16 protein-coding genes are annotated in these 19,508 nt (G+C 58.7%); 12 read left to right on the top strand and 4 right to left on the bottom strand.

Going from position 1 to position 19,508, the window contains the following annotated elements; genetic code table 11:
• Window positions 1-82: 82 nt before the first annotated feature.
• A complete protein-coding gene (locus GGR28_RS18460; RefSeq protein WP_183497313.1) occupies window positions 83-805 on the top strand; it encodes a FadR/GntR family transcriptional regulator in 723 nt (240 codons plus the stop codon).
• Window positions 806-815: 10 nt separating this feature from the next.
• Here GGR28_RS18460 and GGR28_RS18455 read toward each other — a convergent pair whose 3' ends face one another.
• The 3 genes from GGR28_RS18455 to GGR28_RS18445 form a co-directional block, all read right to left on the bottom strand.
• Window positions 816-2,318, bottom strand: a complete 1,503-nt coding sequence (locus GGR28_RS18455; RefSeq protein ID WP_183497312.1) for a RagB/SusD family nutrient uptake outer membrane protein — start codon at window positions 2,316-2,318, stop codon at window positions 816-818.
• Window positions 2,319-2,328: 10 nt separating this feature from the next.
• Window positions 2,329-5,568 (bottom strand): SusC/RagA family TonB-linked outer membrane protein, encoded by a 3,240-nt coding sequence (locus GGR28_RS18450; RefSeq protein ID WP_183497311.1) that lies wholly within the window; start codon window positions 5,566-5,568, stop codon window positions 2,329-2,331.
• A 146-nt stretch (window positions 5,569-5,714) separates the two neighbouring features.
• The gene (locus GGR28_RS18445; RefSeq protein ID WP_183497310.1) at window positions 5,715-6,632 is read right to left on the bottom strand and encodes a dihydrodipicolinate synthase family protein; all 918 of its coding nucleotides are present in this window, start codon (window positions 6,630-6,632) and stop codon (window positions 5,715-5,717) included.
• Window positions 6,633-6,829: 197 nt separating this feature from the next.
• Here GGR28_RS18445 and GGR28_RS18440 point away from each other — a divergent pair, with 197 nt between their 5' ends.
• The 11 genes from GGR28_RS18440 to GGR28_RS18390 all read left to right on the top strand — a co-directional run bounded on the left by GGR28_RS18440 (window position 6,830) and on the right by GGR28_RS18390 (window position 18,550).
• Window positions 6,830-8,296: a M20 family metallopeptidase gene (locus tag GGR28_RS18440; protein WP_183497309.1), complete on the top strand. Its 1,467-nt coding sequence runs from the start codon at window positions 6,830-6,832 to the stop codon at window positions 8,294-8,296.
• A gap of 114 nt (window positions 8,297-8,410) precedes the next feature.
• On the top strand, window positions 8,411-11,059 hold the full coding sequence (locus tag GGR28_RS18435; RefSeq protein ID WP_183497308.1) for a DUF7133 domain-containing protein: 2,649 nt from the start codon (window positions 8,411-8,413) through the stop codon (window positions 11,057-11,059).
• A gap of 109 nt (window positions 11,060-11,168) precedes the next feature.
• Window positions 11,169-11,618, top strand: coding sequence for a hypothetical protein (locus GGR28_RS18430; RefSeq protein WP_183497307.1), 450 nt, complete (start codon window positions 11,169-11,171; stop codon window positions 11,616-11,618).
• Window positions 11,619-11,681: 63 nt separating this feature from the next.
• Complete coding sequence (locus GGR28_RS18425; protein WP_183497306.1) at window positions 11,682-12,113, top strand: SRPBCC domain-containing protein; 432 nt, start codon at window positions 11,682-11,684, stop codon at window positions 12,111-12,113.
• Window positions 12,114-12,138: 25 nt separating this feature from the next.
• Window positions 12,139-13,200 carry an NAD-dependent epimerase/dehydratase family protein gene (locus tag GGR28_RS18420; protein WP_183497305.1) on the top strand — a complete coding sequence of 354 codons (1,062 nt, stop codon included), beginning with the start codon at window positions 12,139-12,141 and terminating at the stop codon, window positions 13,198-13,200.
• Window positions 13,201-13,489: 289 nt separating this feature from the next.
• Window positions 13,490-13,780 carry a hypothetical protein gene (locus GGR28_RS18415; protein ID WP_183497304.1) on the top strand — a complete coding sequence of 97 codons (291 nt, stop codon included), beginning with the start codon at window positions 13,490-13,492 and terminating at the stop codon, window positions 13,778-13,780.
• Window positions 13,781-13,973: 193 nt separating this feature from the next.
• On the top strand, window positions 13,974-14,747 hold the full coding sequence (locus GGR28_RS18410) for an oxygenase MpaB family protein (RefSeq protein ID WP_183497303.1): 774 nt from the start codon (window positions 13,974-13,976) through the stop codon (window positions 14,745-14,747).
• Window positions 14,748-14,824: 77 nt separating this feature from the next.
• Window positions 14,825-15,706, top strand: coding sequence for an alpha/beta fold hydrolase (locus GGR28_RS18405; protein WP_183497302.1), 882 nt, complete (start codon window positions 14,825-14,827; stop codon window positions 15,704-15,706).
• 2 nt (window positions 15,707-15,708) lie between these two features.
• Window positions 15,709-16,380, top strand: a complete 672-nt coding sequence (locus GGR28_RS18400) for a haloacid dehalogenase type II (protein ID WP_183497301.1) — start codon at window positions 15,709-15,711, stop codon at window positions 16,378-16,380.
• 54 nt (window positions 16,381-16,434) lie between these two features.
• Window positions 16,435-17,826: a sulfatase family protein gene (locus tag GGR28_RS18395; RefSeq protein WP_183497300.1), complete on the top strand. Its 1,392-nt coding sequence runs from the start codon at window positions 16,435-16,437 to the stop codon at window positions 17,824-17,826.
• A gap of 184 nt (window positions 17,827-18,010) precedes the next feature.
• Complete coding sequence (locus GGR28_RS18390) at window positions 18,011-18,550, top strand: hypothetical protein (protein WP_183497299.1); 540 nt, start codon at window positions 18,011-18,013, stop codon at window positions 18,548-18,550.
• 169 nt (window positions 18,551-18,719) lie between these two features.
• Here the strand turns inward: GGR28_RS18390 and pdeM are convergent, their stop codons facing one another.
• Entirely contained in the window at window positions 18,720-19,370 is a 651-nt protein-coding gene (gene pdeM, locus GGR28_RS18385; protein ID WP_183497298.1) for a ligase-associated DNA damage response endonuclease PdeM, read from the bottom strand.
• Between the last annotated feature and the right edge of the window lie 138 nt (window positions 19,371-19,508).

Genomic DNA, 19,508 nt, shown 5'->3' with positions numbered 1-19,508 from the left:
GCTAAGGTAAGTAGAATTTGCTTTTCTTTGTTGTTACCCGACCCACGCAAGGGCAGGCAATCAGTATCAGATAATCCGCTATATGGAACTTAAAAAATTAGAACCCGTAGGTACCGAGTCACTTGTGGATAAGGTAGAATCACGGCTATTGAAATATTTTAAGGACAATGAGCTGGTTCCGGGCGATGCCATTCCGAAGGAGATCGATCTGGCTAATTCTTTGGGCGTAAGCCGGACCGTAGTCCGGGAGGCCCTGCTGCGCCTGCGTACCCTGGGGCTCGTGGAGTCCAAAAAGCGAAGGGGAATGATCTTCAAGCAGCCCGACATCATCAACAACTTCGCCCGGGTGCTGGACCCTACCCTACTCGGAGAGGACACTATGAAGCAGCTCTTCGAATTGCGCCTTATCCTGGAGATGGGGATGGCGGATTTCCTCTTCGAGAACCGTCAGCAGAAAGACCTCGAAGAACTGGAGCGCATCGTCGCCGAGGAGGAAGCCACCGCTACGCAGAAGATCCGCTTTAGCCTGGACAAGGAGATTGCCTTCCACGGCAAGCTCTACCAAATGTCGAATAACGTGACCCTGCAAAAATTCCAGGATTTACTGTTACCGGTATTTAACTACGTATACCTGAAGGAAACCAAAACCAACCCGGACGTCTATCATTATTCGGAGGGGGAATTCGTATCCCACGGCATGCTGCTCGATGTCCTGAAAAAGGGGACCCCAGAAAGCTTCCGCAATGCTATGCGTCGGCACCTGGAGCCCCACTTCGATCATGCGTTCAGGAACGGAAGCCGGTAACCGGTTCCCGCTAGTCGTACCCCGGGGTTTGCTCGAGCAGGGGATTGCGGCCGATCATATCCAGCGAAATAGGTAGTACAAGCTTGTATGCATTGTCGGTGCTAAGGAATTCGACCTGCTCGAGGACGTACTGGTCGCCGGCACGCCGCAGGTCCCACCACCGCTTACCCTCACCGATAAATTCCTTATACCGTTCTTCGAGAATTGCCCGGGTATTCTCCTCCTGCGATCCCGTGGTGAAACCGTGTGCTGACTCATCGTAGTTGTCACCGTAGGCCCGCTTCCGGATACGCGTGACTTCTTCCGTAGGATCTTCACCGAGCAGGTTCTTCGCTTCCGCCAGGAGCAACAAGACATCGGCGTAGCGATACAGCGGAACGTCGTTGTCCGTGATCCGGATGCTTCCGTCCAGGCTCCCGTCGAACTTGGCGATGATGGATCCGAAGTACTTATCCGCCGTGTAGGTGGGGTATCCCGCGCCGCCGTTGTCGTCGGTGTACAGGCGGGTGAAGGTGGCTGCCTTGCGGGAGTCCGCCTCGTCGTCCGTTAGGATAAGTGTCTTCTCGGACGGTCCGTAGCGGTTGCTGCCGTTGACGATGTAGTCGGCCAGCGGGTTGCCGTCGCTATCGAACTGGGGCTGGATTTCGGTGGTCCGGCCCGTCATGAGGGAGTAGAAGTTAGTGGCCTCGTCCTTTTCGTACTGCAGGGCGAAGATGAATTCGGCATTGTTCTCATTGCTCGTTGACCAGAGGTCGGCGTAATTTTCCGCCAAGTCCACACCCAGGGTCTCAACTTCCTGCAGGGCTTCCTTTGCCTCCCGGTAATCGGCTTCCCCGCCGTTGAGCAGGGTACCCGACCAGATGTAGACGTCTCCCTTCAGGGCGAGAGTGGCGGCCTTCGACCAGTATACTCGCTTGCCTTCCCAGAACGATCCGTCGTCGCCAAAGAAGCTCAGGGAAGTTTCGAGATCCGATTTGATCAGGGCCATTACTTCGGACTGCGGTGCACGCACCTTACTGAGTCCTTCCGGATCGGTGGATACCAGCGGTTCCGTGGCGATGGGTACATCTCCCCAGGTCTTCAGCAGGGTGTAATAGTACAGGGCGCGGATGCCGTAGGCCTGTCCCTGAAGGTGTGCTTTGTCCTCATCCCGGTTAAAGTCGATGTCTTCCACGTTGGCGATGAAATCATTCACGCGGTAGATATTCGAATAGATTCCCGCCCAGCCGTTGAAGGGCACGTTGGAAACGTTGATGTTCGATTCGATCAGATCGAGGTTCGAGGGCGATTCGAAGGTCTGTCCGCCCCATACGTCGCTCCGGATTTCACCGAGTAGCCACAGGGTACTGTTCTCGCCCCGCAGGGTGCCATACAGACCGGTATGTGCCGCGCGTGCGCCCGTTTCCGAATCCCAGAAGCCGGCGGCCGTAAGTTCACTGGGGGCAACGAGTTCGAGTTGACTTTCACAGCTGCTGAATGCCAGCAGCGCGGCTACGATTGTTAAATATCTCATTGCGTTGTTTTTAGAAGGTTAGGTTTAGACCGGCGGTGTATACCCGCGGCACCGGAAATTCTCCCGCCTGGTATCCACCGGTTTCCGGCGTATCCCCGCTGTAGCTTTTGAAATAGTGCAGGTTGGAACCGGTGACGTACACGTTGAGCCCCTTAATGCGGTCCCGGAAGGTGGAAGTGGGGAAGCTGTAACTCAGGGTCACTTCCCGCAGTGCGAGGTAGTTGCCCTTTTCCCAGAAGCGGCTGTTCACCGTGCCTTCGTTGCCCCGGAAAATATTACGCTGGGCGTCCACGAAGACGAAGCGGGGTACGTCCGTATTCCGGTTGTCGGGCGTCCAGGAGTCGAGGACGAGTGCATCCTGGTTGAGGTTGCCCTGCGTCTGGGCCAATCCCTTGCCGCGGATATGGTTGTAGATGACGTGGCCGGTGGCGAAGTCCGTCTGAACGTAGAGCGAAAGGTTCTTGTACTTCAGGTTGGAGGAGAATCCGCCGCTGAAGTCCGGTGTCGTCCGTCCTACCACCCTGCGGTCGAAACTGTTGATGATCCCGTCGCCGTTGGTATCCACCCAGGCTACGTCGCCGGGGTAGCGCATAGTGGGATCGGGTAATAATTCATCCACCCGTTCGGCGTCGGCGTCGACGGCGGCCTGATCGGCGTAGATGTAATCCTGGATGTAGGTCACGACCAGATCCGTACCCACGCGCTGGCCTTCCTGCAGTCCGCCGATCCAGACCTGTTCACCGGTATTCGGATCGTTAATGAACGAGCCACCCTGACGGTTGAATTCATTGTCGTTGTCGGGCAGTTTGACCACGTAGTTGCGGACGTGCGACAGCGTACCGCGCAGCTGCCAGCTCACGGCTTCGGTGCTGATCACTTCCGCGGTCAGCTGGAGTTCAACGCCCCGGTTACGCAGGGTACCGTTGTTGGTGCTGATGGAGCTGAAGCCGGTCCAGTACGGCAGCGTCAGCCCGGCGATCTTATCCTCTACGTCACGGATGAAGTAGTCCGCTAAGAGGGAGACGCGGTAGTTGAACAGGGAGACGTCGAGGCCGAAGTTGAGGGTCGTGGCCCGTTCCCACTTCAGGTCGAGGGTGGGCAGCCCGGTGTTGGCATATCCGGTCCGGCCGTCGTAGATGCCCTGGGAGCCGTAGGATCCGAAGACGCCGTAGTTGCCGGGCAGGGATTCCAGGTTGCCGTTGACGCCGTAGCTGATGCGTGGTTTAAGTACGTTGATTGTACTTGCCAGACCAAGATTCTGGAAGAACTCCTCGTTGCTCAGGTTCCAACCCGCGGAGATGCCCGGGAAGAAGCCGTACTTGTTGTTGCCGAGGCGGGAAGATCCGTCGTAGCGGTAAGTAAGGCTCAGCAGGTACTTGTCGTTAAAGTCGTAGTTGATGCGGCCGAAGTTGGAGATGATCTTGTTCTCCGTTTCGAAGCTGCTGGGTACGCCATTTGCTTCACTGCCTGCGTTGAGGGTGCCGATGAGGTCGGTGGGTGATTTCTGGGTCGCCGCGCTCAGGGAGTAGAAGTTGTCGTGGTAGTACTCGGCGCCGAGTAAGAAGTCGAAATTGTGGGCGGCGATGCGCTTGGTGTAGTTCGCGGTGGCGGTGAACTGGTTCCGGAGCGTCCGACCAAGGCTTGCACTGGCGTTGCGGCTGGTGATAAGGGTGCTGCCGTTGAGGTAAGCGCGGTTGAAGGAGGCGTTCTGGTTGTTGATCGTGAAGTGGCTGCCGATGACCGCTAGTTTCAAATTTTCCCATACGTTCCAGTCGAGGCCCACGGATGCGGAAAGGCGCTGCTCGAGGTTGCTTCGGTCGAACTTATCGATGTAGTAGAGGGGGTTGCCAAATCCGAAGTTGGTGCCCGGATTCAGGTCCTGCGAGAGCGTCCCGTCAGGGTTATTGTTGTACACCCGGGAGGTGGGGGCCTGACCGGCGAACCGGCGAAACACCGTGTCGTCACCACCCAACGGACTCTGGCTCAGATTGGAGTGGGTATACAGGATATTTGAATTGACCCGGAGCCGGTCCGTGATCTCGTAAGAACCCGAGAATTTACCGGAATACCGCTTGAAGCCGGAACCCAGAATCAATCCGTCGTTGTCCAGGTAGCCCAGACCCAGGTAGTAGGTGCCCTTATCGTTGCCCCCGTCGGCGGAAATATAGCTGTCGATGGCCCGGCTGTCCTGGTAGATGTTTTTGCTGACGTCGTTCTCCATAAAGAGGATCTCCCGCGTCGGATCGAGTGGATCGGTCACGGTGTTCCACCCCGGCTGATTGAGCAGGTAGCGGTTGTCGTCGGTGAGGAATTGCGTCGTAAAGGGTGAGTTGGTTGTATTGCCCCCGGTGCCAAAGGCCAGGGCACCGTCGAGGAAGGCCGCGAATCCGGTTTCCCGGCCAGTCGCTTCCCGGTAGTACTGGACGGCCTGGCGATTGTAGCGGATGAAGTCGGCCGCACCGATGTAGGCGGGAGTCTCCCGTTCGTGATTTACGCTGTAGCGCTGCTTGAAGCTGATGCTCGAGCGTCCCTTTTTGCCCGTCTTGGTGGTTACCAGTACCACTCCGTTTGCCGATCGGGCTCCGTAGATCGCGGTCGCCGCCGCATCCTTCAGTACTTCGATGGACTCAATGTCGTCGGAGTTCAGACCGTAAAAGCTGCCGGGGATTCCGTCGATGAGGATCAAAGGCGATCCCGTCCCGCTAAAGTTGGTTCCCCCGCGAAGAATGATTTGCGGCGTGGAGCCGGGCTGCCCCGTAAAGTTGGTCACGCGCAGACCGGCAATGTTGCCCTGGAGTGCCGTGGCGGCGTTGGACCGGGTAGAGGTTTCCAGTACGCGGCTGTCCAGCTTGGATACCGAGGTGGTCATCTTAGCCCGCGACTGGGTACCGTAGCCCGTCACGACCACCTCGCCGAGGGTCGTGGCGTCCTCCTCGAGTTGTACGTTGATCACGGACTGACCGCCGACGGCAATTTCTTGGGTCGTATACCCAATGAACGTATAGACGAGCGTCGCTTCCGGTGGTACCTGCAGCGTGTAGTTGCCGTCCAGGTCCGTTTGTGTGCCCTGCGTAGTTCCCTTAACGGCTACGGTGGCTCCCGGTAGGGGAAAGCCGCTGTTGTCATTTACCGTTCCGGTCACGGTATTGCCCTGAGCAAAGGCGGTGCTGCAGAACAAGCAAAAGACCACGACGAGGAGGGATATTCGCGGCGTCGGCCCGGAAAGCGAGGGAGGGTAGGAGTAAATCATGTGGACTAGTTTGTGGAGATCGACTTGGAGGAGTAAAGATAGGACAATAGTATTATGTTATACATAAGTTTTTTGGTGCATGCTTATGGCGACAGTTTTTCCGCCTATGGTGGGGCATGCTTTAGTTGTTGGAATCCGACTCCGCCTTAGGTAGTGGCCGCAGGCAATTTGCTGAGGTAAGGCGTGATGCCATTTTCTTCGAGTGTACGCAGCGCTGATTCCCGATTACCGGGAGTAAGCGGTCGGTGGGGGAAGCGGGTGGGACCGAAGTCGAGCCCCAGTTCTTTCATGAAGCTCTTACCGGCACCGTTGAAGCCGCTCAGTCCGTCGAGCGTTTCGACGAAGCGCACGGCCTTTTTTTGGAGAGCTGCGGCAGCGTCTATATTCCCGGTGCGGTAGTGAGTGATAAGTTCGGTATAGAGCGGGGCCAGGTGGTTGTAGGTGCTTCCGACCCATCCCCGGGCACCCAGGGGCAAGCTGTCGACCAGCATCTCGTCGACCCCAAACAGAACATTGCTACTCCCCCCGTCGAATTCGACGCATGCTGCATAGTCCGCCAGGTTCACCTGGGTATACTTAATGCCGGCGAAGGTGGGAATTTCGCGGGTGGCCATCTTCAGAAATTCCGCCATTGCGAAGTCTGCCCCACTCAGGACGGGAATGTGATAATAGTAGAAGGGTGTACTGGGCGCACTCGCTGCGATTTCCTTGCAGTAGTGCAGCAAACCATCTAGCGTACGCAATCGGAAATAGTACGGAGCCAGTGCTCCGATCGCATCAACGCTGTCCGCGCAGTGACTCGCCAGCTCCCGCGCTTCCCGCAAGTTTGTGTGCCCTACGTGATTCACTAAGTAAAAGTCAGCCGGCCGATCCCTCGCCCAGGCTTCGATCAACTGCTTACGCTCGGTGGTACTCAGCGATACGAAGTCACCGGTAGAACCATTGACGAATGCCCCCGCCACCCCGTTGTTTCGTAAGAAATCCCCGTAGGTGCCGATGATGTCCGGGTTAAGGGAGCCATCCGAATGCATCGGGGCGTAGGTGGCAGCAATAAGGTCCTTCACGGGGTAGTATTATGTATGACATAACAAAGGTAGGCTGCGAAACTGACTCTTCCAACTGAGTAAGTAAATTTTCTCATTAGTGAAGTGGCCGCTCACTAGAATTGGATCGGAGGTCGCCTGGAATTACCCTATCTTAAATCGCGATTCCTTACTGCACACACCCAATCTTTCCATCGGATACCCAACTGGTGTACCCCATGCTTACAGGTATAAAATCTCTGCCGCTGCTGCCGATCGTCCTGTTCCTTGTACCGGCGACCTGCTTCGCTCAGCTCGATTTTTCCTCTTACCTACAGCATCAGGGGAAGGCAACGGACGTGGTCCGGATACTGAGCGAGTACGTCCAACACCCTTCGGAAAGTGGCAATGAGCGGTCGGCGGGGGAATTCCTGCGGGAGCTCTGTCGGGAAAACGGGCTGCACATCACCCAGATGGGCGATGAAAACGGCAACTTCAATTTCGCCGCCTCCATCCGTCCGCTAGATCAGAACCTGCCCAACATCGTATTCCTGAACCACATCGACGTGGTGCCCCCCGGCGACACGACCGCCTGGACACATCCCCCCTTCTGCGGCAAGATCACCGACACGGAAGTTTGGGGAAGGGGAGCATTCGACAACAAGGGGGCCGGGGTGATGCAGCTGGCCGGAATTCTGGCTATCCTAAAGCAATACGAGCATACCGACGTCCCCTACAACGTGACCTTCCTGGCGGTCTCCTGCGAGGAAACCCAGTGCGAGGGAGGGGCCCGTTATGTGGTGAAGCATCACCTCGACCGGCTCAATCCCGCCGTGGTGATCGGCGAGGGTCCCCCGGCCCTGCGCGGCGTACTGCAACGCTTTCCGGAACGGGACATTTTCGGCATCTCCGTGGCACACAAGCGGGCCCTGTGGATCAAACTGGAAAGTAAGATACACACCTCCGGACACGGCTCGATCACTCCCGTAACGTATTCGAACAAGGAGATGGTCCGCTCCCTGCACCGACTGCTGCGCAGAAGGCAACCGGCGATCTTCACCGACCTGAACGTCGATATTTTGCGCCAACTCGGCTCCCTGGAACGGGGCGTCACCGGTTTCGTGCTCAAGCATCCGCGATTGTTTCGGGGACTGATCGTACCAAAATTGCGTAAGCAGCCCGAGATCTTCGCGCTGTTCTCCAACACCATCACCCTGACGGACCTCGACAACCACAACGGTGTAGTGAACGTGGTGCCCGGTGCTACGACCGCTCTGCTCGATTGCCGCCTGCTGCCCCACGCCTCTTCCGAAAAATTTCTGGCCCGCCTGAGACGGAAATTGAAGAACGACTCCATCAAACTGACCGTGATCAAGGAAATGCCGGAAATGGATCCATCGACCGAGCATACTGTTTTCTACCGCCTGCTGAAGGCCACCATCCTGGAAAGGTATCCGGACAGTCACGTCTCCAAAATCTTCGTCCCAAATTTCTCCGACGACGGGATCTTCCGCTCCCACGGGATACCGGCATACTCTTCCATTCCGGTAAAAATCGATCGCAGCTATTTGGAGCACCTGCATAATGTAGATGAGCGCATCCCGATCGCCATCCTCGCGGAGGGGAGTGCGGCCTATGCCACCTTTGTGACGAAATGTATGGAGGAAGCGATGGCGGGGGAGGTGCAACTGGCGGGTAACCGTTAACACACGCTAATCGGAAGGGAAGGCGGCGGTTTACTCCATTCGTCTCGCCATCTGTATATCTTAGCCCCTCCTGTACGCCACTCCAGCTTCTCGCCCAATAAACACACTGGCTTCATGCCCCTACGAATTCTGCTCTTCCCCAGCCTGCTCTGCTTTTTACCCTTCAGTTGTACCCCCGAAGAACAATCCTCGACCACCACCGACACGGCGGAACTGGAAACGTACTATGGTACCCCGGACGCTGCTCCCGCGGACTCCGCCCAACTCGTGATGGAACAGATTGCCGGTCCTGACATCGTCCCCAGCCCCGCCTGCCTGGCCGTGCTGCCTACCGGAGAAGTTTTCGTGGGGGTGGACAAGATGGGATCGCTCGGCAAGGAACCCGGGAAGGGAAGTATCGTACGGCTGGTGGACCGCGACAACGACGGCACCTACGAAACGCAATCGGAATACGCGCTGGTCGACAACCCCCGCGGATTGATGCCGGTTGGGGATAAACTTTTCGTACTGCATACGGCCTTCGGGGAGGGAGAGCAAGTGGCGGCCGGTATGGACCTGGTCGTTTTCGAGGATAAGGACGGTGACGGTATAGCCGACGGTCCTTCGCGACCCCTGATCACCCACATCAGCTCCCCCACCCCGCTCCAGGATCGGGGCACCGACCACGCCACCAACGGCATTCGTATGGGCATCGACGGCTGGATCTACATTGCGGTGGGCGACTTCGGCTTCCATAACGCCGAAGACCGGTCGGGCACCAAAATGACCATGCTCGGCGGCGGGATCGTGCGCGTGCGGCCGGACGGGACGGAAATGGAGGTCTACACCCATGGCACCCGCAACATCTACGACGTGGCCATCGATCCGTTTATGAACGTCTACACCCGCGGCAACACCAACGACGGCGGCGGCTGGAACGTCCGCTTCCTCCACCACCTGCAGAGCGGCGAGTACGGCTACCCCACCCTCTTCAAGCACTTTACGGAAGAGACCCTACCCGCCCTGATCGATGTGGGTGGAGGCTCGGGCACCGGCAGCTACTTCATGGACGACGACCGCTGGCCGGCCCGCTACAACCATGTGCCCATGATGGCCGATTGGGGCAGGAACCAACTGTACATCCACCGCGTGGAGATGGACGGCCCGAGTTTCACCCAGCGGGACGAAGAGTTCATCGAACTCCCCCAGATCACCGACATCGACCTCGACGGATCCGGAAGAATGCTGCTCGCCGCCTGGGACGGGGCCGGCTACCGGGGCAGTCCGGATAAGGGCTACGTGGTGCGGGTGGTGCCGGAAGGATGGACTTACGAAGCGTTTCCGGACCTGACGGCCGCGTCGGTGGAAGATCTGGGCGAACTGCTCAGGGCCGGCAATTCGGTGGCGCGTTTCCACGCCCAGCAGGAGTTACTCACCCGTCCCTCCGGGGAAGCGGCGGCGGTTGCATTGCGGGTAGCGCGGGAGCAAAGTGCGACACTGGAAGCACGGGTCGCTGGCATCTACACCTACGCCCAGCTCACCTGCAGCGAGGGAGCTGAAGAATTGGTGGAGTTGAGTAAGCAAGACAAATTGCGTGAATTCGCCCTGCGGGCACTGGCCGATCGCAAAAGCTGTCTGGAAGCCGTGCCCCTCGATCCTTTCCTTACCGCGGTCGACGACGCCAATCCACGGGTACGGGCTGCCGCAATCACCGGTTTGGGCCGCCTAGGTAAACCGGAAGCCGCGGAAACCCTCCTGACGGTCGCCGTCCCGGCATCTGCCCAGGCACCGGAACCCGGCACCGAGGGACCCCACGCAACGCCGAATTCCGAAATCGTCCTTCCCCACCTGGCGGTCCGTTCGCTGGTTGAGCTGGAAGCCGTTGATGCGACCATCGGCGCAATCCGGGACAATCCGAAACTTGCCCTATGGACACTCCGGTACCTGCACAGCCCGGAGACCGTAGATGGGCTGATCGATGCGTATGGGTCGATAGAAGATGCCGGAGTGAAGGAAGAAATCCTGGCTACCCTCGGCCGCCTCTACACCCACGAGGCACCCTACGCCGGCGACTGGTGGTGGAGCACCCGCCCGGACACCCACGGCCCGTACTACAAGGGCGTTAACTGGGAATTTTCGGATAAGATCAAAGACTTCCTTACCGGGGAAGCCCGGGCGGCCGGTCCGGAAAAGCAGCGCTTCTTCGCCCTTCTGAACGAGCGCAACCGGATGGAGATCCCTGAACTCGGGGTGGTGACCGAGGAGGCCGTCGCCGCTGAAAACACGGTGGACCTGAACGCCATCTCCGGCAAGAAGGGCGAAGTGGGCAATGCCTCGATCGAAGACGTCATCCTGGCAATGGCCGAAACGGAGGGCAACCCGGCCCGCGGCAAGGAATTGTTCACCAGCCAGGGGTGCATAGCGTGCCATGCCGTCGAGAAGGGAGACGCCATGAAGGGACCCTTCATGGGACAGATCGGCTCCATCATGACCCGCGACCAGATCACCGAGTCGATCCTCAAGCCGAACGCTTCCATCTCCCAGGGATTTTCCTCCTACCTCATCGAGACGAAGGACGACAACGCCTACGTCGGCTTCGTCACCGCGGAATCCGCCGACCAGCTCACGCTACGCGACATCGGGGGCAACAGCACCGAACTGGCCAAGGACAACATCACGAATCGGGAGGAACTGCCCACCTCCATGATGCCGGAGGGACTGGCGAACGCCCTCTCGTTCGAGGAGCTGGCCTCGCTGGTTGCTTTTTTGGAGCGACAGAAGTAAGGCAACTGCAAAGTGCCGACGCGCAAAAGGTTAAACTTCCGCAGGTTATGCGATTCGGGCTTGGGATTACATTATCCTTCCGAGACTTTAGTCAACCATCGGAAAAATCATGCACACCAAAGACTGGCTGCTCGGCAAAAAGATCCGCTACGCCCACCAACAACTGGGGGTCATGACGGCGCACGTCAGTTCCGCAGCCCCAACTGCGGCGTGTACCTGGTTCGGAAAATACCAGTGTCCCCGACAGCGCATCCCCACCGACCTCATCCTGGAGGGAACGGCGGCCGGACCTTACCGCAGTCAACTCGCAGCAGTAGGTCGTATCATTGATTCGGTAGACGACATCAAATACGACCTGCGGCGCCAGATTGCCCGACAACCCGGTCGCCACCCGGAAATCAGGCCCGGCGACTGGGACGGTGAACTGGCCTTCATCACCAACAACGACCTCGACACGGCCACCTTCGAGCTGACCTTCGAATGGGGGGAGCCACCCTGCCTGCGGTCGATTTCCTTCGTCTGGTCGGCGGGAAAAGTGTGCGATATCCGAACGGTGTAAGCTTCCGCTCCGTCGGATGAACCCCGGAGTGCGGGCGGGGTTAGGTGAGGAAACCGCAACGTAATGGCAACCGAACAGATTACCGTACAAACCACCGTCAACGCCTCCCTCCACGAGACCTGGCATTATTACACCGAGTCGGAGCACGTCATCAACTGGAACTTCGCTTCGGAAGACTGGCACTGTCCGGCCGCGGTAAACGACCTGCGCGTAGGTGGCGATTTCCGCATCACCATGGCGGCCAAGGACGGCAGCATGAGCTTCGACCTCGAAGGCACCTACGACGAGGTAAGCCCCGAAACCCACATCGCCTACACCCTCAGCAATGGGCGCAAGGTCAGCGTCGACTTTTCCGAAGGGGAGGGAGAAGGTACCGGGGTGGTGATCGACTTCGATCCCGAGCCGGGCGAGGACAGGGACGTACAAAAACAGGGCTGGCAGTCCATCCTCGACAACTTCCGTCAGTACGCCGAAGCGCAGAGCAAGGGCAGCTAACGCCCACCGAACCCCAAAGAATCGCATGACAAGCATAGATCAATCGAAGCCGGTCGCCGTAACGGGTGCCAACGGATACGTCGCCAGCTGGCTGGTAAAGTTGCTCCTGGAGAAGGGTATGACCGTTCACGCGGCGGTGCGCGATCCCGACAACGAACACAAAATCGGTCACCTGAAAAGGGCCGCTGCCGCTACCGAAGGGCAGATCAAGTTCTTCCGCGCCGATCTGCTGGTGCCGGGATCCTACCGGGAAGCCATGGAGGGCTGCGAATTGATTTTCCACACCGCCTCGCCGTTTGTGACGGAGGTGAAGGACCCACGAACGGAGCTCATCGAACCCGCGGTCCACGGCACGGAGAACGTCCTGGATACCGCCAATCAGGTAGCGTCCGTCAAGCGGGTGGTCGTGACGAGCAGTTGCGCCGCTATGTACACCGATGCGGTCGACACCGTGAATGCCCCGGAGGGCCGATTGACCGAAGCGGTGTGGAACAACACGGCATCCCTGGATTACCAGCCTTACTCTTACTCCAAAACGCTCGCCGAACGCAAGGCGTGGGAGATGGCGGGGGCGCAGGAGCGGTGGGATTTGGTAACGATCAATCCGAGTCTGGTCTTCGGCCCGTCCCTCAACGCCGAAGCAAACACTTCGGAAGCCCTAAATATGATCGTCCTGCTCGGCGGCGGCGAAATGAAACTGGGTGCCCCGAAGATCGGGATTGGCGTCGTCGACGTGCGCGACGTGGCCGAAGCCCACTACCGGGCGGGCTTCACTCCCGCGGCGGAGGGCAGGTACCTCACTTCCGCGTACAATACCGATTTCGTGGAGCTCAGCAACCTCTTACTACCCAAATACGGCGACCGGTTCCCCTTACCTAAAAACGCCCTACCCAAGTGGCTGCTCATGCTCGTGGGACCACTCGTAAACTCCTTGTTCTCTCGCAAATTTATTCGTAACAACGTCAACGTTCCGTGGCGGGCCGACAACACCAAGGTCAAGGAGGAGCTCGGTCTTTCCTTCCGGCCACTCCGGGAAACTATGGAGGATACCTTCCAGACGGTGATCGATGCCGGCATGGTGAAGTAACCTAAGGATGAGGCTTTCCAAGCCGACCCTGTAAACTAAGGTTGAGGCTTTCTAAGCCGACCCTGTAGCACCCGCACTTCAGGGTCGCCCTAGAAGGGCTCATCCTTTCACACACCCCCAAGGTTGAGGCTTTCTAAGCCGACCCCGCAACTAAGGTTGAGGCTTTCCAAGCCGACCCTGCACTGCCTGAGAAAGATTTATACATCGAATCCAAAAAAGATTGACCGCCCCGAGCAAACATTCACCGCCGCGGGGGATTGCAACAAGTACGCCCCCAAATACTCAGCTTATGGCCGACTGCGAATTTCCTATTACGTTCCATCAACCCGTAGATGAGTTGATCGACCGGTTACGAAATGCCATTCGAGCGAAGGACGGGTCCTTTGCCGGCGACCGACATGCTGGCAAATTCTCCATTCCGACTTCCCTGAGTCCGGTGGCGGGCAGCTATATAATTGAGGACCAGGTTTTTCATTTTGTCCTGACCGAACTGCCCGCAGGAGTCAGTTGCCACAAGGCAGACAACACCTTCCGAAGCCTCATCGGTTCGCCCCCGGATGTATCGCTGGACTTTACCTAGGCAGGACGGCTTTCTACCGTGATTGCATTGCTCCAATAACTAGCGGGGCACGCCCATCCACCCACCCTATCAGTTTAGGGCAAAACTTAGCGGATGGACAACTTTACAATTAAAAGAACTTTATTAATGCAATACCGTTTGCCTACTTTCAGTGACCCGACGTGATGCGGGTACCGGTGTAATGGATGAGCCTATGGAATACTTCGTTAGGGAGGAATCGATCGTGCGGCGGATCTGGGGGGACGGCGATACCATTCTCTTCATTTTTGCGGGTGCCGCGGCGGAGTTTGCGCTTAACAAAGCGGTCGACTGGCTGTACTTCACCGGTCGGCTGCCGGCCGATCCGCTAGGGCGGCTGTTTTCGACCGTCGGTTACGCCCGCACGATCGTATTTGCCAACCGTGCGGCGGCTCACCGGACCATCGACACCATGGCACAAATTCACGCCGCAGTGGAAGACCGGAGGGGTGCCCGCATACCGGACTGGGCATACCGCGACGTACTGTTCATGCTGATCGATTATTCCATGCGCGCCTTCGAAATACTGGAACGGGAACTTAATCTAGCCGAACGGGAGGAGATTTTTACTGTCTTCAGTCGCGTCGGTAGCCGAATGGGGGTCCGTAATCTTCCGCAATCCTACGGAGAATGGGAAGTAGCCCGGCAACGGCACCTGGAGCAAAACCTAGTGCACAGTAACTACACAGCCGACCTATTTCGCCAGTACCGCAAGCACCTGGGCCCGGTGCGTTACCGGTTGCTGCTGGAGGCTCAGAACCTGGTCGTGCCGGAACGGGTGAGGAAATTGCTCTCGTACCGGCGCGCTTCCCTATTGCAACCGTTGCTCGGCGGCTATAAATTGAGCAAATATCTCGGGCTGGACAGAATGATTAAGGATTTGATTCTACCCTCCGCGTATAAACGTGAAATCGAGGCATTGGATCGACCGCCCGTATCCGGTGCCTGAGTAAAAGGTTCCCCATCTCCTGCTTCTTGGGAAACATTGGGCTTTAGATTAGGTATATCGATGTAAACACCACCGACATGAGCGACCGCACCTCCGCCGACGTACTGCAAGATCACCGGGCAGCCGGGAAATTCATCACCGTAGAGGGGTTGAACACCTTCGTCCTGGAGAAGGGAGCGGGCGAGGCAGTCCTCTGTCTCCACGGCGTACCGACCTCCTCCTTTCTGTACCGCAAGGTGGTCGACGAACTGGCGCAGCGTGGACTGCGGGGCATTTCCTTTGATTTTCCGGGGCTGGGTTTTACCGATCGGCCGGAGGACTTTGACTACGGCTTTGCCAGTCTGGCGAGGTTTGCCGCCCACGCCGCGGATGCCCTGGAACTCGATCGCTACCATCTGGTCGTCCACGACGTGGGTGGACCGGTCGGTTTCGCGCTGGCCGACGATCACCGGGGCCGGATTGCCTCACTGACGATTCTTAATACCTGGATCGACGTGGTCAACTTCAAAAAACCCCTGCCCATGCGCCCCTTCGAGCTTCCGCTGATCGGGGAAGCGGAGTTGGCAACCATCAATCACCTAACCTGGCAGCTCATGTGGAAAGGGCTGGGGGTAGCCGATAGCAGCCAGATCCCGAAGGAAGAAAGCAACGCATACGTCGATCTACTGAAACGCGACGACGGAGGTACGGCCTTCCTGAAGATCATGCGCAACTTCGCGGATTCCGAAGCCTACCGGGACCGCTGTTACCGGGCGGTGCAGGACGTCCCTTACCCCGTACAGGCCATTTGGGGAAGTGAGGATCCGGCACTGACCCTCGAAACCTACGGCGAAGAGATCAAACGGGTAGCCGGACTATCCACCGTGCATACAGTACCCGGCAAGCACTTCTTACAGGAAGATCAGGCACCCGCCGTTGCCGAGCGGATCGCCACCTTTATTCAAACAAATCCCCAGTAGGCATGCCCGATTCACCCAAAGTCATCTTTTTCGACGTCAACGAGACCCTGCTCGACCTGGCGCCCGTCAAGCAGAGCGTCGCCCGGGCACTCGGCGGCCGGGAAGAACTCGTAAAGGTTTGGTTTACGACGCTGCTCCAGTATTCCCTCGTAGCTACGGTCGGCGATCGCTACGCGGACTTCGGGGAGATCGGAGCCGCTACCCTGCAGATGGTGGCCCGGCAGAACGACACAACGCTTTCGGAAGAGGAGGTGAAAGAGGTACTGAAGCCGATCCGCTCGCTGCCACCCCACCCCGAGGTCGCCGTGGCCCTAGATCGCTTACGTAGTGCAGGCTACCGCCTGTTCACCCTCACCAACTCCGGCACCGAAGCGCTGGAGGACCAGATGAGCAACTCCGGCCTAAAACCCTATTTCGAGCAGCTGCTGAGCGTCGAGTCCGTCGGCAAATTCAAGCCCCACCGGGAGGTGTACTCCTGGGCCTGCGACTACGTGGATGAGTCACCCGAAAATTGCATGCTGGTCGCCGCCCACGGCTGGGACATCGCCGGCGCCGGATGGGCGGGGTTGCAGACGGCCTTCATTGCGCGGCCCGGGCAGGTATTATACCCCCTTGCCAAGTCACCCAACCACAACATCGGTGATCTCGATCTGCTCGCCGACCGCCTGACCTAAGGCCGAGGCGTTGCACGTCGAGCAGAAAGAAGCGGGGGTGATTATCTTCATCCCATGCGCACCCTTCTTCAGTTACTTTTCTTTGCCCTGTCCGGTTATTTAGTCGCCCAAGACCCACCGCCCAATTTCGTCATCATCTTCACCGACGATCTCGGCTACGGCGATCTCGCGTGTTACGGCCATCCCAGCATCCGGACGCCCCGACTTGATGAGATGGCGCGGGAGGGACAGCGGTGGACCAGTTTCTACGTCGCCGCTAACGTCTGTACGCCCAGTCGCGCCGCACTTCTGACCGGTCGGTATCCCGTTCGCAGCGGAATGACCAGTAATCGCCACGGCGTGCTCTTCCCCAACAGCACCGGCGGCCTGCCCGCCACGGAGGTTACCCTGGCCGAGCAGCTCAAATCAGCAGGTTACCGGACTGCGGCCATCGGCAAATGGCACCTCGGCCACCTGCCAAAGTACCTGCCTACCAATCACGGCTTCGACTCCTACTTCGGTATTCCGTACTCCAACGACATGGACAGAATGTCGGCCCTGGCGTACCATGATTTTTGGAAGCAGTCGCACGACTCCATCCGCCCCGAGAACTTTAACGTCCCCCTGCTGCGGGACACTTCTGAGGTCGAGCGTCCGGCGGACCAACTGACCATCACGCGACGCTATACGGAAGAGGCGATGGACGTGATCCGCAATCGTGGCGAAGCGCCCTTCTTTATCTATCTCGCCCACAATTTGCCCCACGTCCCGCTCTTTGCTTCCACTGACTTTCTGGGCACCAGCGAGCGGGGGCTTTACGGAGACGTGATTGAGGAGATCGACCACGGTGTAGGTCAAATTCTTGATCTGTTGCGGGAGGAAGGATTGGCGGAAAATACCGTTGTCGTTTTCACCTCCGACAACGGGCCCTGGCGCTCTTACGGACTGGACGGCGGCAGCTCCGGGGGACTCTACGCCGGCAAGGGCACTACCTGGGAAGGGGGCCACCGGGTACCGGCCATCTTCTGGGGCCCAGGGCGGGTGGCCGCGGGATCGACCGTCCGTGGCATAGGCTCCACCCTCGATCTGCTTCCCACCTTCAGTGCAATGGCGGGTGTCGCACTGCCGGACGACCGGATCATCGACGGTCTCGATCTTACCGAGACGCTTGCGGTCGGTGCCGATAGTCCACGCAATGAGATGTTCTTTTACCGGGGCACCCACCTGGATGCGGCCCGCGTCGGGCAGTACAAATCTCACTACTTCACTCAGGGCAACTACGGTCAGTTCGGTCCGCGCGAGGAGCACTCGCCGCCCCTGCTCTACCACCTGGGTGCCGACCCCGGGGAAACCACCAACGTTGCGGCCGCTCACCCCGAAATCCTGGAAGCGATCCAGGCGGCCGTCGACCGGCACCAAGCTTCCGTAACCCCCGCCCCCGATCAACTAGCCGAACGCAACCAGTAGCGATGGCTTCAGCCCAGTAGCGATGGCTTCAACCGTCAAGCTGTTAACTACCCATCGACACAGTAACTACGGCTTCAGCCGTCAAGCCCCCCCACCTCACGTCGGCAAATTGACGTGAATACAAAAACGCTACCCAAGAAGCGACCGCAACCGATAATTTGGTAAACTAAAGCGTTTACCGCCTATGAAGTCGCTCCTCTTCTCCCTTTGTTTGCTCACTGGCCTACCGGCATTCGCCCAGATGGACCTTCCGCCCGACTTCGTGCGACTGCTCGACAGCCTGGACATTCGGTTCACCGCGCCGCTCGACAGCGACTACCGCGAACGGATGCGCCACGACAACGACTACCTCATCGACGACTACGCCATGGCCTCCCGCCGCGAAAAGCTGGAACTGCGCTTCCACATCCGGCCCGAGGTAGCCAACGATCGCTACTACCAGCTTCCCCACCTCGCCGCGACCACCCTGGCCATGAACCTGAGCAGCAACGACGAGGATGCCGTGACGGCCGTACACAGCTTCGGAGAGGAGGACCTAGAGCTCTTCAACGCCGACTGGGTCCGCATGTACACCTTCCGTCCCAAGCGCAGTTTTAGTGATAAACAGCAGGCGCAGTTGGTCGCCCTCTACCGGGAAGGCCGGGGAATGGCCTACACCATCCTGCTCTTCGATGATGCTCCGGATACGCTGGAGGGACGGCAGCTATCACTAAGATTTCGCTAACTCGTCGGCCGACCGAGGCACGAGGCTCGTCCGCCGAGTCAGCGAAACCTCACAATCGACGCAGTAGTAATTCCTCGTTTAGCCGGCGGACGAGCTGAGGCTCGGCCGACGGCGTAGTTAAACTCGTCGGCCGACCGAGGTACGAGGCTCGGCCGACGGCAGCCGACGGCTAGGCTACCGCGAGCACTTGATCTTCCGCCAGCACGAAAACTTGGTCGCCCGGTCGCACTTTTACCTCCGCGCAGCCCGTAAATTCTCCAAAGGCGGGCAGGATGCCCTCCTTTTCCCCGAAATAAAAGCTCGGTAGTTTCATGCCGCCGCCGGTGCGGTCTACCAGGCGAACGCAGGGGTGGACGTGGCCGCACAAGTTGTATTTGCCGGCGATGCGCTGGAGCGGAGTAAGCGGGTGATGGCTGAGCGAGAACGGTCCGACCGTGATGATCGTCTCGTGCATCGTCAACCGGGCTTCCTCGTAGCAGTGGGGGGGCAGGATGTCGTGGTTGCCGGGAACGAGCTCAAACGATAGCTGGGGAAAGGACGCCGTAAAGTCGCAAAAGCCCCCCCAGACGTGGTTGTGATCGCTGTGGAAGAGGTCGCCGAGGAGGAGGACGCGCTCGGGGTGCAGCTCCTCGATGAGGCCCCGGAGACGGGCGAAATTCACGTCGCTCACCAGTTGCGGAACGGCAATTCCGGCACGGCGGAAGTGGGCGCCCTTACCCAGGTGCAGGTCGGCCAGCAGCAGCATGCGGCGTGCCCGCCAGTAGACGGCCCGCTCGGGGTGTAGTTCCAGCAATTCGCCGGCGATGGTGACGGTTTCCATGGGGGCGCAAAGGTACTGCGGAGGAGCGGGCTACCTACCGGTGGGCTTCGGTCCGAATGACTTTTTTAAGTCTATGGGCAGCGTGACGACCGAAGTCGTCGCTACTATTGCCGGGTCGTTGCCTAAACCATCGGCCAC

The organism is Neolewinella aquimaris (assembly GCF_014197245.1).
Lineage (GTDB): Bacteria > Bacteroidota > Bacteroidia > Chitinophagales > Saprospiraceae > Neolewinella > Neolewinella aquimaris.
The sequence above is the reverse complement of the archived record's forward strand: the minus strand, read 5'-3'. Positions and strand labels throughout refer to the sequence as shown.

What these genes read in the sequence shown, in the direction of transcription:
- GGR28_RS18415 (WP_183497304.1), top strand. Translation starts at nt 13,490, where the DNA reads ATGGCCGACTGCGAATTTCCTATTACGTTCCATCAACCCGTAGATGAG.
- GGR28_RS18440 (WP_183497309.1), top strand. Translation starts at nt 6,830, where the DNA reads ATGCTTACAGGTATAAAATCTCTGCCGCTGCTGCCGATCGTCCTGTTC.
- GGR28_RS18455 (WP_183497312.1), bottom strand. Translation starts at nt 2,318, where the DNA reads ATGAGATATTTAACAATCGTAGCCGCGCTGCTGGCATTCAGCAGCTGT.
- GGR28_RS18460 (WP_183497313.1), top strand. Translation starts at nt 83, where the DNA reads ATGGAACTTAAAAAATTAGAACCCGTAGGTACCGAGTCACTTGTGGAT.
- GGR28_RS18410 (WP_183497303.1), top strand. Translation starts at nt 13,974, where the DNA reads ATGGAATACTTCGTTAGGGAGGAATCGATCGTGCGGCGGATCTGGGGG.
- GGR28_RS18425 (WP_183497306.1), top strand. Translation starts at nt 11,682, where the DNA reads ATGGCAACCGAACAGATTACCGTACAAACCACCGTCAACGCCTCCCTC.
- GGR28_RS18390 (WP_183497299.1), top strand. Translation starts at nt 18,011, where the DNA reads ATGAAGTCGCTCCTCTTCTCCCTTTGTTTGCTCACTGGCCTACCGGCA.
- GGR28_RS18405 (WP_183497302.1), top strand. Translation starts at nt 14,825, where the DNA reads ATGAGCGACCGCACCTCCGCCGACGTACTGCAAGATCACCGGGCAGCC.
- GGR28_RS18420 (WP_183497305.1), top strand. Translation starts at nt 12,139, where the DNA reads ATGACAAGCATAGATCAATCGAAGCCGGTCGCCGTAACGGGTGCCAAC.
- GGR28_RS18400 (WP_183497301.1), top strand. Translation starts at nt 15,709, where the DNA reads ATGCCCGATTCACCCAAAGTCATCTTTTTCGACGTCAACGAGACCCTG.
- GGR28_RS18395 (WP_183497300.1), top strand. Translation starts at nt 16,435, where the DNA reads ATGCGCACCCTTCTTCAGTTACTTTTCTTTGCCCTGTCCGGTTATTTA.
- pdeM (WP_183497298.1), bottom strand. Translation starts at nt 19,370, where the DNA reads ATGGAAACCGTCACCATCGCCGGCGAATTGCTGGAACTACACCCCGAG.
- GGR28_RS18435 (WP_183497308.1), top strand. Translation starts at nt 8,411, where the DNA reads ATGCCCCTACGAATTCTGCTCTTCCCCAGCCTGCTCTGCTTTTTACCC.
- GGR28_RS18430 (WP_183497307.1), top strand. Translation starts at nt 11,169, where the DNA reads ATGCACACCAAAGACTGGCTGCTCGGCAAAAAGATCCGCTACGCCCAC.
- GGR28_RS18450 (WP_183497311.1), bottom strand. Translation starts at nt 5,568, where the DNA reads ATGATTTACTCCTACCCTCCCTCGCTTTCCGGGCCGACGCCGCGAATA.